This is a genomic window from Limnohabitans sp. T6-20 (genome assembly GCF_003063505.1).
Taxonomy (GTDB): domain Bacteria; phylum Pseudomonadota; class Gammaproteobacteria; order Burkholderiales; family Burkholderiaceae_C; genus Limnohabitans_A.
Map to the genome: position 1 here is coordinate 814775 of NZ_NERW01000002.1, position 12738 is coordinate 827512.

Annotated in this window: 11 protein-coding genes and 2 tRNA genes; 10 read left to right on the forward strand and 3 right to left on the reverse strand. The window is 56.3% G+C overall.

The genetic code is table 11. The features are described 5' to 3' along the window. The first annotated feature begins 110 nt into the window (after positions 1–110). From B9Z33_RS09820 to dnaB, 5 genes are all read left to right on the forward strand, one after another. A complete protein-coding gene (locus B9Z33_RS09820) occupies positions 111–383 on the forward strand; it encodes an HU family DNA-binding protein (protein ID WP_108286799.1) in 273 nt (90 codons plus the stop codon). 17 nt (positions 384–400) lie between these two features. Further along, a tRNA-Val gene (locus B9Z33_RS09825) sits at positions 401–476 on the forward strand. 61 nt (positions 477–537) lie between these two features. After that, on the forward strand, positions 538–2469 hold the full coding sequence (locus tag B9Z33_RS09830) for a SurA N-terminal domain-containing protein (protein ID WP_108286800.1): 1932 nt from the start codon (positions 538–540) through the stop codon (positions 2467–2469). Positions 2470–2495: 26 nt separating this feature from the next. After that, positions 2496–2571: transfer RNA gene (locus B9Z33_RS09835), tRNA-His, on the forward strand. Positions 2572–2745: 174 nt separating this feature from the next. Then, positions 2746–4164 (forward strand): replicative DNA helicase, encoded by a 1419-nt coding sequence (gene dnaB, locus B9Z33_RS09840; protein WP_108286801.1) that lies wholly within the window; start codon positions 2746–2748, stop codon positions 4162–4164. A 21-nt stretch (positions 4165–4185) separates the two neighbouring features. On the opposite strand, the gene B9Z33_RS09845 is transcribed toward dnaB, so the two are convergent. The 3 genes from B9Z33_RS09845 to B9Z33_RS09855 all read right to left on the reverse strand — a co-directional run bounded on the left by B9Z33_RS09845 (position 4186) and on the right by B9Z33_RS09855 (position 7028). After that, the gene (locus B9Z33_RS09845) at positions 4186–5850 is read right to left on the reverse strand and encodes a PhoH family protein (protein ID WP_108286802.1); all 1665 of its coding nucleotides are present in this window, start codon (positions 5848–5850) and stop codon (positions 4186–4188) included. A gap of 157 nt (positions 5851–6007) precedes the next feature. Continuing rightward, positions 6008–6493 (reverse strand): peroxiredoxin, encoded by a 486-nt coding sequence (locus B9Z33_RS09850; RefSeq protein WP_108287093.1) that lies wholly within the window; start codon positions 6491–6493, stop codon positions 6008–6010. A 157-nt stretch (positions 6494–6650) separates the two neighbouring features. Next, a complete protein-coding gene (locus B9Z33_RS09855; RefSeq protein WP_108286803.1) occupies positions 6651–7028 on the reverse strand; it encodes an Mth938-like domain-containing protein in 378 nt (125 codons plus the stop codon). A gap of 132 nt (positions 7029–7160) precedes the next feature. On the opposite strand from B9Z33_RS09855, the gene B9Z33_RS09860 reads away from it, so the two are divergent. From B9Z33_RS09860 to moaD, 5 genes are read left to right on the forward strand one after another with little or no spacing between them, the layout of a single operon-like run. Beyond that, positions 7161–8402, forward strand: coding sequence for a pyridoxal phosphate-dependent aminotransferase (locus B9Z33_RS09860; RefSeq protein WP_108286804.1), 1242 nt, complete (start codon positions 7161–7163; stop codon positions 8400–8402). A gap of 54 nt (positions 8403–8456) precedes the next feature. Next, positions 8457–9779 (forward strand): homoserine dehydrogenase, encoded by a 1323-nt coding sequence (locus B9Z33_RS09865; protein WP_108286805.1) that lies wholly within the window; start codon positions 8457–8459, stop codon positions 9777–9779. Then, positions 9779–11224, forward strand: a complete 1446-nt coding sequence (gene thrC / locus B9Z33_RS09870) for a threonine synthase (protein ID WP_108286806.1) — start codon at positions 9779–9781, stop codon at positions 11222–11224. Before B9Z33_RS09865 ends, thrC begins: the two co-directional genes overlap by 1 nt. Positions 11225–11229: 5 nt before the next feature. Beyond that, the gene (gene glp / locus B9Z33_RS09875) at positions 11230–12489 is read left to right on the forward strand and encodes a gephyrin-like molybdotransferase Glp (RefSeq protein ID WP_108287094.1); all 1260 of its coding nucleotides are present in this window, start codon (positions 11230–11232) and stop codon (positions 12487–12489) included. Then, positions 12486–12737: a molybdopterin converting factor subunit 1 gene (moaD, locus tag B9Z33_RS09880; protein ID WP_108286807.1), complete on the forward strand. Its 252-nt coding sequence runs from the start codon at positions 12486–12488 to the stop codon at positions 12735–12737. The genes glp and moaD overlap by 4 nt, the downstream gene beginning before the upstream one ends. Position 12738 lies beyond the last annotated feature (1 nt).

Genomic DNA, 12738 nt, shown 5'->3' on the forward strand with positions numbered 1-12738 from the left:
CATGCATTCCGCATTTTCAACGCTAGAATTCACAGCTCACAGTCGTGACTGTGGATTTCATGTCCAGTCCACAGCCGGTTGTACCGGTTTGTAACTTGAAGAGGTTTCTTGTGAACAAAACAGAACTGATCGAACACATTGCAAAACAGGCTGACTTGTCCAAAGCAGCTGCAGGTCGCGCATTGGAAGCCACAATGGGCGCTGTTCGCGCCACCTTGAAAAAAGGCGGCACGGTTTCTTTGGTCGGTTTTGGTACCTTTGCCGTGGGCAAACGTGCAGCCCGAACCGGTCGCAATCCACGCACTGGCGCAGCGATTAAAATCAAGTCAGCCAAAGTTCCAAAGTTCCGCCCAGGTAAAGCCCTGAAGGACGCTTTGAACTGACAACACTTTTTCAGGTGGGGCGCTTAGCTCAGTTGGTAGAGCGGCTCCTTTACACGGAGTAGGTCGGCGGTTCGAGACCGTCAGCGCCCACCACCACAAAAGTAAAGGCGAACCCTGTGTTCGCCTTTTTTCTTGATAACCCGAGACTTCGATCATGTTTGATTCCATTCGCAACAACTCAAAAATCTGGATGGGGTTGTTGTTCTTGTTGGTGATTCCGTCTTTTGTGCTGTTTGGTCTCGACAGCTACAGCCGGTTTGAGGACAAAGGTGCGGTAGTCGCCCGGGTGGATGGTCAAAAGATCACCAAAACCGAGTGGGACTCAGCCCATCAGGCCGAAGTGGATCGCATTCGGGTGTCCATGCCCAATCTGGATCCCAAATTGCTGGACTCGGCTGAAGCCCGTTATGCCACTTTGGACCGCATGGTCAATGAACGCTTGATTGCGATTGCGTCAGAAAAACAGCTGCTGGTGACCAGTGATCAGCGTTTGGCGCGTTATCTGCAGCAAGACCCGTCGATCGCAGGACTCCGTGGTGCAGACGGCAAACTGGACATGGAGCGCTATCGCCAGCTGGCCGCCAGCCAAGGCATGACCCCTGAAATGCTGGAAGCCCGCGTTCGCCGTGATCTGTCCAATCAACAAGTGCTTGCAGGTTTGCAGGGCTCGGTGTTTGCCACGCAGCGCCAAGCCGACATGGCACTGGATGCTTATTTGCAGCGCCGTGAAATTCAGGTTCAGCGATGGGTGTCAGCCGAGTTTGCTGCCAAGGTTCAGGTGACCAATGCAGATCTGGAGCGGTATTACCAAGAGCAATCCGAACGCTTCCGCTCGGTCGAAAATGTCGATCTGGAGTTTTTGGTGCTGGATGTCGCCGCCTTGCAGGCCAAGATCGAGTTGCCTGAGCAAGACCTGAAGACCTACTACGAGCAAAATTTGGAGCGTTTGGGTGGCCAAGAGCAACGCCGCGCAAGCCATATTCTGGTCAATGCGGCCAAGGACCTGCCCGCGGCCGACAAGCAAAAAGCCCGTGCCAAGGCTGAAAGCCTGTTGGCAGCCGTGCGCAAAGCCCCTAAAACTTTTGCCGAAGTGGCGCGCAAAAATTCGGATGACACAGGCTCTGCCAGCCGTGGCGGTGATCTCGACTTTTTTGCACGCGGCGCCATGGTCAAGCCTTTTGAAGATGCCGCATTCGCGCTTCAAAAAGGCGACATCAGCGACATCGTTGAATCAGATTTCGGGTTCCACATCATTCAGCTGACCGATGTCAAACTGCCGCAGGCACCTTCTTTTGAGTCGATGCGCCCACAGCTGGAAGCCGATCTGCGCAAGCAGCAAGCCCAGCGTCAGTTCGCTGAGTTGGCTGAGACTTTCAGCAACAGTGTTTACGAACAGTCAGACAGTTTGTCGCCCGTGGCAGAACGTTTGAAGTTGACGGTTCAAAAAGCGCAAGGCTTAACCCGTACGGCCACCCCAGGCGCTCAGGGGGTGATGAACAACCCCAAAGTGCTGCAAGCGGTCTTCTCAGAGGATGCGCTTGTCAAACGCCGCAACACTGCGGCTGTTGAGGTGGCGCCCAATACATTGGTTTCTGCCCGGGTTGTCAATCACCGCCCGGCAGCTGTGCGTCCGTTTGATGAAGTCAAGGCCGATGTGCGACAGCTTTTGATTCAGTCCAAATCTGCTGAATTGGCCAAAGCAGAGGGCCAGGCCCGATTGGCCGCCTGGAAGGGCGAGCCTGCGCAAGCTAATTTGGGCAGTGCTGTGACCGTGTCAAGAGAACAAGCTCAAGAGCAGCCTCAAGCAGTGGTGCAGGCCGCTTTGCGTGCCGACCCTGCAAAGCTGCCTGCTTTGACAGGTGTCGACCTGGGCGCCCAAGGTTATGCCGTTGTTCGTGTGAACAAAATTGTGCCTCGCCCAGAGATGACTGCGCAGCAAGCAGACCAAAGCCGCCAGCAATTTGCCCGCTTGTGGGGTCAGGCTGAATCGCAAGCTTATTTGGCCAGTTTGAAGTCTCAGTTCAAGGTTGAAATCCTGGCTGAAAAACCTCAAAAGATGATGGCATCCGCAGCAGTAAAGCCATGAGCTTCAGGCTATAATATCGACCTACGGTGGCTGTAGCTCAGTTGGTAGAGTCCAGGATTGTGATTCCTGTTGTCGTGGGTTCGAGCCCCATCAGCCACCCCAAAAATCAAAAGGCCCTTTCGAGATCGGAAGGGCCTTTTCATTTGTGCATCACTTTGTTTGTGAAGCCAACTTGTCCCCCGTTGATCACCGGATACCCCATGCTTATCCACAGGGTTGTCCCGTGACGCCACCGGCTGCCGGGGCTAACATGGCCTTTTGATTTTTCGGTTCTCAATGTCTGCTGTTTTCTCCCCCCATTTGAGTGAATTTCCCTCAGACCTGTCTTCAGACAGTCAAATTGCCAAACTGCGTGTTCCGCCGCATTCCATCGAGGCCGAGTCGAGTGTGTTGGGTGGTTTGCTGCTCGACAACGGGGCATGGGACCGTGTTGGCGATTTGCTGGTGGATTCGGATTTTTACCGGCATGAGCACAAGTTGATTTATGCAGCGATTGGTGCGTTGATCAACGCCTCCAAGCCTGCCGATGTGATCACCGTCAGTGAGCAGTTGCAAAACCAGGGCAAAACCGCAGAAATGGGCGGCTTGGGTTATTTGAATTCGCTGGCGCAATATGTGCCAAGCGCCAGCAACATTCGTCGTTACGCAGAAATCGTGCGTGAGCGCTCCATCTTGCGAAAGCTGGTCTCTGCCAGCGACGAGATCGCCACCAACGCCTTCAACCCGCAGGGCAAGGCGATTGACCGGATTCTGGACGAGGCCGAGCAAAAGATCTTCAACATTGGTGAAGAAGGCTCACGCATGAAGCAGGGCTTTCAGTCGATGGACACGCTGGTGGTCGAGCTGCTGGACCGCGTGCAGGAGATGGCTGACAACCCCAACGACATCACGGGCGTGCCCACCGGTTTTTATGATCTGGATCGCATGACCTCAGGCCTGCAGCCAGGTGACATGGTCGTTTTGGCCGCGCGTCCTTCGATGGGTAAAACGGCTTTTGCCATCAACATCGCAGAGCATGTGGCCTTGAACGAGGGCTTGCCGGTGGCGGTGTTCTCGATGGAAATGGGCGCATCCCAGTTGGCGGTTCGTGTGGTCGGCTCGATTGGCCGCATCGACCAGGGGCATTTGCGGACAGGCAAGCTCAGTGACGACGAATGGCCACGCTTGACCGAAGCCATCGAAAAGCTGCGCACGGTGTCTTTGCACATCGACGAAACGCCTGGCCTGACACCATCCGAGCTGCGTGCCAACGCCCGCCGCTTGGCACGTCAGTGCGGCAAGCTGGGCTTGATTGTGGTGGACTATTTGCAGCTCATGAGCGGTTCGGGCAGTTCCGGGGGCGACAACCGCGCGACCGAGTTGGGCGAAATTTCGCGTGGTCTGAAAATGCTGGCCAAAGAACTGCAGTGCCCGGTGATTGCGCTGTCGCAGCTGAACCGAAGCGTCGAGCAGCGCACCGACAAGCGCCCCATGATGAGCGACTTGCGAGAGTCCGGCGCCATCGAGCAGGATGCCGACATCATCATGTTCATTTACCGTGATGACTATTACAACAAGGATTCCAAAGATCCTGGCGTGGCAGAAATCATCATCGGCAAGCAACGTAACGGCCCGACAGGCACGGTCCGCTTGACCTTCCTGAAGAACCTGACGCGTTTTGAAAGTCTGGCGTCGGGTCTGAGCGACGATTACTGAGACCCGACGACAGCTTGATCTTTACAGTGCTTCGCTGGCAAAGTCTGCCAGTCTGGAGCGCTCACCGCGTGCCAGCGTGATGTGGCCGCCATGTGCCCAGCCTTTGAAGCGGTCGACCGCATAGGTCAGGCCGGATGAGCCTTCGGTCAGGTAGGGCGTATCGATCTGGGCCAGGTTGCCCATGCAGATGATCTTGGTGCCCGGGCCTGCCCGTGTGATGAGTGTTTTCATCTGCTTGGGCGTCAGGTTTTGGGCCTCGTCGATGATCACGTACTTGTTCATGAAGGTGCGACCCCGCATGAAGTTCATGCTCTTGATCTTGATGCGGCTCTTGATCAACTCGTTGGTGGCGGCGCGGCCCCATTCACCGGCATTGCCGCCATCGCCTTTGGCCAAAAACTCCAGGTTGTCATCGAGTGCGCCCATCCAGGGGCCCATTTTTTCTTCTTCGGTGCCGGGCAAGAAACCGATGTCTTCGCCCACGCTGACAGTGGCGCGGGTCATGATGATTTCGGTGTAGCGGCGGTCATCCAGCACTTGTGTCAAACCTGCGGCCAATGCCATCAAGGTTTTGCCGGTGCCCGCAGTTCCAGCCAGAGTGACAAAGTCAACGTCTGGATCGGTGAGCAAGTTCATCGCAAAATTTTGCTCACGGTTGCGGGTGGTCACGCCCCAGACCGCATTTTTCTGGTGGTTGAAGTCTTTGAGTGTGCGCAGTACAGCCGTTTTGCCGCGAATTTCGGTGACGCGGGCATACAAGCTGGGCTCGCCCGGAGCCTCAAAGTAGACAAACTGATTCATGAACAGGCTGGGCACGATGGGGCCGCTGATGCGGTAAAAGGTGTGCGTGCCTTGTTGCCAGCTCTCCACGGTTTTGCCATGGCGTATCCAGAAATCAGCGGGCAAAGCCAATGAGCCGGGGTACAGCAGGTCACCGTCTTCGAGCGTCTTGTCGTTTTGGTAGTCCTCGGCTTGAAGACCCAAAGCCCGCGCCTTGACCCGCATGTTGATGTCCTTGGACACCAACACCACTTCGCGTGGGGCTTGCAACTGGCCCAGCGCTTTCACAACGCCCAAAATCTGGTTGTCGGCTTTGCCTTGTGGCAGGGCCAAAGGCAAGCTCAAATCCAGTGCCTGGGTCTGGAAAAACAACAGGCCCATCGCATCGGTGTGGCCCGTTGCGCTCAAGGGCGAGCCTTTGCCCAGGTCAGCACCTTGCGCACTGGCCAGGGCATCGAGTGAGCGGCTGGCTTGACGCGCATTGCGCGCCACTTCGGTCATGCCTTTTTTGTGGCCATCCAGCTCTTCGAGCACGATCATCGGCAAGAAGACATCGTGTTCTTCAAAGCGGAACAGGCTCATCGGGTCGTGCATGAGCACGTTGGTGTCGAGCACAAAGAGTTTGCTCGGTCCGGTTCGGCGTTTAGGTCGGCTCACGGGCGCAAAGCTGGGCATTGAGGCAGCGGGCACAGGGGCTGCGGGTGGCGTCGCTGCCGCCGTTGGCGCTTTGCGGCCGCGGGGAACCCGTTTGGGCTCCGTGGCAGCGGGTGCCTGAGCAGGGGCCGCTGGCACCTTGGTTTCAACTTGCACCATCACGGGCGACTTTTCTTCGTCAGCGCTTGATGCCTCGAAAGCTGTGTGGGTCAAGCGGCTGGCGCGTTGGGTGGGAGCGGGTGGCAGTGGCATGAGCGAAGGCCTCTTGAGAAGTGAAAAATTCTGTCGCTGAAAAATAAAAAGCCGCCTGGAGGCCAAGGCGGCTTTTTACGAAGGAGAAGAGGGGGCTGAATTTCAGCGGCATGAATTCATTATGCACGAGCTCAAAGACAATTCCCTCGCGCTTCGGTCAGGCGACCGCAGCGGCTTTCTTCAGGTCTTTGACGGCTTTGAGCACTTCTTCCACATGGCCTGGAACTTTCAGACCGCGCCACTCTTGCTTGAGTGTGCCGTCGGCACCCACCAAAAATGTGCTGCGCTCAATGCCTTTGACTTTTTTGCCGTACATGATTTTGTTTTTGACCACACCGAACATGTGGCACATTTTTTCTTCTGTGTCGGCAATCAACTCAAAAGGCAATTCCAGCTTGGCTTTGAAGTCATCGTGCGATTTCATGTTGTCACGCGAGACACCCAGAACCAGGGCGCCGGCTTTGACAAAATCTTTGTACTTGTCGCGGAACTGCATGGCTTCGGTCGTGCAGCCTGGGGTGTTGTCTTTGGGGTAGAAAAACAAAACCACGGGTTGGCCGAGGTGGGAGATGTTCGAAACTTTCAGACCGCTGGTCGCGTTCGCTTCAAATTCGGGGAGGGGTTTGTTAAGAACGATCGCCATAAAACTTTGATCTCGCTTGACAGGTTGAGCGCTTGACGCCATCAAATGGTGTCAAATTCGCTAAAGGCCGTGGGCCTTGGCAACCTTCGATTTTACTCTGAATGCAAGCCCTCAATCGCCCAAACCTTTGGAAACCATCGATTGTGAAATGCATGCTTTAAGCTTCTTGCAGCAAAGCGACCACCACTTTGCGTCCTTCGCTGGCCAGAATGTTGTAGGTGCGGCAGGCGGCGGGTGTGTCCATGGTTTCAAGGCCAATGCCGCGCTCAATCAAGGGCCGGAGCCAGGCTGGCTGCGGAAATCGCAAGCGGGGGCCACTGCCAAAGATCACCAGCTCTGCGTCGCTCAGTGCCAATGCCTCGAAATTTTCTGGCTTGAGTTCTTCAAAACGTCGAACTTCCCATTCCTTGGGCACAGCGCCCGGCAGGCTACTGACCATCAGGGAATGGTCGAATTTTTGACCATTGACCTCTATCCATCCTTCGCCGTAGGCATTGATGGTGAGACTGTTGGATTTGTCGGGTTGTAGTTTCATGGGGTGATCTGGGCTGGCTGGGCGTATTCAGTCCAACATTAGAGGCGTTGCTCTGGGTTGTAGGGCCGAAATGGCCTTGAAATGTGGTCAAATTATAGGTTTTCCCCTCTCGCAACCGCCTTTGGAGGCACTTTGAAGCCCATTCAAAAATCTGCCAAGCTCGCCAACGTTTGTTATGACATCCGTGGCCCGATCATGGACCGCGCTCGTCAAATGGAAGAGGACGGGCAAAAGATCATCAAATTGAACATCGGAAACCTGGCAGTTTTCGGCTTTGATGCGCCTGAAGAAATTCAGCAAGACATGATTCGCAACTTGCCCAACTCGGCAGGTTACTCCGACAGCAAAGGCATTTTTGCAGCGCGTAAAGCCGTCATGCATGAAACCCAAAAGCAGGGCATCCTGGGCGTCACGCTTGACGACATTTACTTGGGCAACGGTGCCAGCGAATTGATCGTGATGGCCACCAACGGTTTGCTGGACAACGGCGACGAAGTGCTTTTGCCATCCCCCGATTACCCGCTGTGGACGGCGGCGGCCAGTTTGTCTGGCGGCACGCCCATTCACTACCACTGCGAAGAAGCCAATGGCTGGATGCCGGATTTGGCGGACATCCGCGCCAAAATCACACCCCGCACCAAAGGCATTGTGGTGATCAACCCCAACAACCCGACGGGCGCGCTGTATTCGGATGAGTTGCTGATTGGCATTGTGGCCATTGCCCGTGAACACGGCTTGGTGATTTTTGCCGATGAGGTGTATGACAAAGTTTTGTACGACGGCGTCAAACACACTCCCTTGGCCAGCTTGTCGCAAGATGTGTTGACCTTGACCTTCAACTCCCTGTCTAAAAGCTACCGCTCGTGCGGATACCGGGCAGGCTGGATGGTAATTTCTGGCGACAAAAAGAACGCCCGCGATTACATCGAGGGTTTGAACATGCTCTCCAACATGCGCTTGTGTGCCAACGTGCCCGGCCAGTGGGCCATTCAGACTGCCTTGGGTGGGCACCAGAGCATCAACGAGTTGGTGAACGAGGGTGGGCGCTTGCGCAAGCAGCGGGATCTGGCGTATGCGTTGATCACCGCCATTCCGGGTGTCAGCTGCGTCAAGCCACAAGCGGCGCTTTACATGTTCCCCAAGCTCGATCCTCAGATTTATCCAGTCAAGGATGATCAGGACTTCTTCTTGCAACTGCTCGAAGAAACCAAGGTGATGCTGGTTCAGGGAACGGGCTTCAATTGGCCTGACACCGATCATTTCCGGATTGTATTTTTGCCACATGAAGACGATTTGCGTGAAGCCATTGCACGCGTTGCCCGTTTTCTGGAGGGTGCCCGCAAACGCTTCGGCACTGAGGCCTTGGCAGGCTGAATTCAAATATCCCAGCCCGATTTTTTCGGGCGCACTGTAGTAAAGAAGTAGAAAATGAAACCGATCAAAGTAGGCCTCTTGGGCGTGGGCACTGTGGGCAGCGGCACATTCAATGTGCTCAAGCGTAACCAGGGTGAAATTCAGCGACGGGCTGGCCGCGGTATCGAAATCACCATGGTGGCCGACCTCGATGTGGCGCGTGCCAAAGCGTTGGTGGGCGAGGGTGTTCAAGTGGTGGCCGATGGCCGTGAGGTGATTGCCAATCCCGAGATCGACATCGTCATTGAATTGATTGGTGGTTACGGCATCGCCAAAACTTTGGTGATGGAGGCGATTGCCGCAGGCAAGCATGTGGTCACGGCTAACAAAGCCTTGCTGGCCGTGCATGGCACTGAAATTTTTGCCGCTGCGCAAGCCAAAGGCGTCATGGTGGCCTTTGAGGCCGCTGTGGCGGGTGGTATTCCGATCATCAAGGCGCTGCGCGAAGGCCTGACCGCCAACAGCATCCAGTGGGTGGCAGGCATCATTAATGGCACCACCAACTTCATCTTGTCCGAAATGCGCGACAAGGGCCTGGACTTTGGCGTGGTGCTGAAAGAAGCCCAGCGGCTGGGTTATGCCGAAGCCGATCCGACATTTGACATTGAAGGTGTGGATGCCGCCCACAAAGTGACGCTCATGAGCGCGATCGCTTTCGGCATTCCAGTCCAGTTTGACAAGGCGTATGTGGAAGGCATCACCCAACTGGGGGCTGCCGATATCAAGTATGCCGAGCAATTGGGCTACCGCATCAAGCTCTTGGGTATCACCAAGCGTACAGCAAACGGTGTGGAGTTGCGTGTGCACCCCAGCCTGGTGCCAACCCAGCGCTTGATCGCCAACGTAGAAGGTGCGATGAATGCGGTGATGGTGCAGGGCGATGCCGTAGGCACCACTTTGTATTACGGCAAGGGCGCAGGCTCTGAGCCAACGGCCAGCGCTGTGATTGCCGATTTGGTGGACATCACCCGTTTGCACACCGCAGATCCACTCAACCGTGTGCCGCACTTGGCGTTCCAGCCGAATGCCATGAGCAACTTGTCGGTGTTGCCGATGTCCGAAGTGGTGACCAGTTATTACCTGCGTTTGCGCGTGGCCGATCAAGCTGGTGTTTTGGCCAAGTTGACGGGTCTCTTGGCGCAAGCCGATATCAGCATCGATGCCGTGTTGCAACGCGAGGCCGATCAGGTCAGCCAAGCAGGCGAGAACCAAACCGATGTGATCATCTTGACGCACGACACGCGTGAAGGCACCCTGAGCGCCGTCTTGGCCGAAATGCAGGCACTGCCCACCGTGATGGCACCGATTGTGCGCATTCGCAAGGAAGAGTTGAACTGATGCGCTACCTGTCGACCCGCGGTCACGCCGACCGCAAACAATTTTGTGAAATTTTGCTCGAAGGTCTGGCGCCTGATGGCGGTTTGTACTTGCCAGAGAGCTATCCCAAACTCGATGCGGCTGCGCTGACACATTTGCGTCAGGTTTGGCAAAGCCAGGGCTATGCCGCTTTGGCGTTCGAGGTCTTGTCGCTCTACATCGACGACATTCCGCGCGAAGATTTGCAAGCCTTGTGCCGCAAGACCTACACGAAAGAGGTGTTCGGTACCCCGGAAATCGTGCCCCTCAAACCTCTGCAAACTGCAGGCCAAAGTCAGCCGGATCTGTATCTGGAAGCTTTGTCCAACGGCCCGACACTGGCCTTCAAGGACATGGCCATGCAGTTGCTGGGCAACTTGTTTGAATACGAGTTGGCGCGGCGCGGCGAAGAGCTCAACATTTTGGGCGCGACCTCGGGCGACACCGGCAGCGCGGCCGAATACGCCATGCGCGGCAAAAAAGGTGTTCGTGTCTTCATGACCAGCCCGCACGGCCGCATGAGCCCGTTTCAGCAAGCCCAGATGTTCAGCTTGCTCGACGAGAACATCCACAACATCGCCGTGGAAGGCGTGTTTGACGATTGTCAGGACATCGTCAAAGCGGTCTCCAACGATCTGGATTTCAAGCGTCGCTACAAGATTGGCACCGTGAATTCGATCAACTGGGCACGGTTGCTGGCTCAGGTGGTGTATTACTTTGCAGGCTACTTTCAGGCGACGACCAGCAACAATCAGAAAGTCAGCTTCACCGTGCCCAGTGGCAACTTTGGCAACGTGTGCGCAGGGCATGTGGCTCGCATGATGGGCTTGCCGATTGACCGTTTGGTGGTGGCGACCAACGAAAACGATGTGCTCGACGAGTTTTTCCGTACCGGCATCTACCGCGTGCGCGGCACTGCCGATACGCACGAAACGTCCAGCCCATCGATGGACATTTCCAAAGCCAGCAATTTCGAACGCTTTGTGTTTGACCTGCTGGAGCGCGATGGCGCCAAAGTCAAGGCCATTTTTGGTGAGGGCCTCAGCCGTCAAGGGTTTTTTGACCTGTCTGGCGATGCGCGCTTTGCCAAGGCGGCTGGTTTTTATGGTTTTGAAAGTGGCCGCAGCACCCACGCAGACCGTCTCAAGACGATTCAGCAGGTGTTTGCTTCCTACGGCGTGATGATCGACACCCACACCGCAGATGGCGTGAAAGTGGCCAAAGAGCATGTGAAGCGCGCCGTGCCCATGGTCGTTCTGGAAACGGCATTGCCCATCAAATTTGCCTCGACCATTGTGGAGGCCTTGGGTCGCCAACCTGATCGCCCAGCCAAGTTTGAAGGCATCGAGCTGTTGCCCAAGCGGGTGCAAGTCATGCCTGCCGATGTGGATTTGATCAAGACTTACATCACACAACACTGCGATTGAGCCCCATGACCACAGCCCCACGCGCACCTTTGATGTCACTCGATGAAGCGCTGAAAACGCTGTTGGCGCAAATCAGCCCCTTGGTGGACGTGGAGTCGGTGGCGACACTGGATGCCGATGGGCGCATCCTGGCGCAAGACCTGGTTTCTGCTTTGCAGGTGCCTGCTTTTGACAACTCGTCCATGGATGGTTATGCGGTGCGCAGCGCCGATGTGCAGCAAGCCGGCGCAGAGTTGACCGTGACCCAGCGCATTGCCGCGGGCCACCACGGTCAGCCTTTGTTGCCGGGGCAAGCGGCCCGCATTTTCACGGGGGCACCTGTGCCGCCAGGCGCCGATGCCATCGTCATGCAGGAGCAAGCCGAGTTGCTGTCAGCTGACACGCCTGATCGGGTCCGTTTTTTGACGGCTGCCCAGCCAGGGCAGTGGGTGCGTCGCAGCGGAGAAGATGTACGCCAGGGCGATACTGTGCTCAAGTGTGGCCAAAAACTGGGGCCCGCTGAAATGGGTCTGGCCGCCAGCCTGGGCTTGGCACACCTGAAGGTCATGCGCCGCCCCAAAGTGGCCTTGTTTTCGACGGGCGATGAGTTGGTCATGCCTGGTGAAGTGGCACCGGCCGACATGCCGCCCGGTGCCATTTACAACTCCAACCGTTTTTTCTTGCGGGCTTTGCTGCACCGCTTTGGTTGTGAGGTGAGCGATTTGGGCATTGTTCCGGACCGCCGTGAAGCCACGGTGGCTGCGCTCAAAACAGCGGCGGATCACCATGACCTGATTGTGACCAGTGGCGGGGTGTCGGTCGGCGAAGAAGACCATGTGAAACCCGCCGTGCAATCTTTGGGGGATTTGGCGCTTTGGCAAATTGCCATGAAGCCCGGCAAGCCTTTCGCGTATGGCCATGTCCGACGCGAAACGGCACAGGGCATGGCGCATTTTGTGGGTTTACCCGGAAATCCCGTGTCCAGTTTCATGACCTTCTTGCTGCTGGTCAAACCCCTGATTTTGGCGCTGCAAGGTGCCGAGCAGGTGGCACCCGTCTGCTTGCCATTGCCTGCCCATTTTGATGTGCCCAAAGCGGATAAGCGGCGTGAGTTTTTGCGTGTCCGCCGCAACGCACAAGGTGGACTCGACTTGTTCCCGAACCAAAGTTCGGGGGTTCTGACCTCGGTGGTTTGGGGCGATGGTGTGGTGGACAACCCGGCTGGGCACTGCATCGCCAAAGGCGATACGGTCAACTTTTGGCCTTTTGCGGAATGGCTGTCATGAAAATTCAGGTGCGTTACTTTGCTTCTTTGCGTGAAACCATTGGTGTGGCCAGTGAGGTCGTGGACACAGCGTGCGAAGACGTGGCGGGTCTGCGACAGCAACTGATGGCACGTGGTGAGGCCCATGCCGAGTGCTTGGCTGCAGGTCGCCCCGTGCGCGTGGCGGTCAATCAAGTCATGGCCAACGACGCCACGCTGCTGTCTGGCGACTGCGAAGTGGCGTTTTTCCCGCCTGTCACAGGAGGTTGAG

Bases quoted from the DNA above. Each gene is read 5' to 3' on its own strand.
- dnaB (WP_108286801.1), top strand. From the start codon at position 2,746: ATGTCTGCTGTTTTCTCCCCCCATTTGAGTGAATTTCCCTCAGACCTG.
- B9Z33_RS09830 (WP_108286800.1), top strand. From the start codon at position 538: ATGTTTGATTCCATTCGCAACAACTCAAAAATCTGGATGGGGTTGTTG.
- thrC (WP_108286806.1), top strand. From the start codon at position 9,779: ATGCGCTACCTGTCGACCCGCGGTCACGCCGACCGCAAACAATTTTGT.
- B9Z33_RS09865 (WP_108286805.1), top strand. From the start codon at position 8,457: ATGAAACCGATCAAAGTAGGCCTCTTGGGCGTGGGCACTGTGGGCAGC.
- glp (WP_108287094.1), top strand. From the start codon at position 11,230: ATGACCACAGCCCCACGCGCACCTTTGATGTCACTCGATGAAGCGCTG.
- moaD (WP_108286807.1), top strand. From the start codon at position 12,486: ATGAAAATTCAGGTGCGTTACTTTGCTTCTTTGCGTGAAACCATTGGT.
- B9Z33_RS09855 (WP_108286803.1), bottom strand. From the start codon at position 7,028: ATGAAACTACAACCCGACAAATCCAACAGTCTCACCATCAATGCCTAC.
- B9Z33_RS09850 (WP_108287093.1), bottom strand. From the start codon at position 6,493: ATGGCGATCGTTCTTAACAAACCCCTCCCCGAATTTGAAGCGAACGCG.
- B9Z33_RS09845 (WP_108286802.1), bottom strand. From the start codon at position 5,850: ATGCCACTGCCACCCGCTCCCACCCAACGCGCCAGCCGCTTGACCCAC.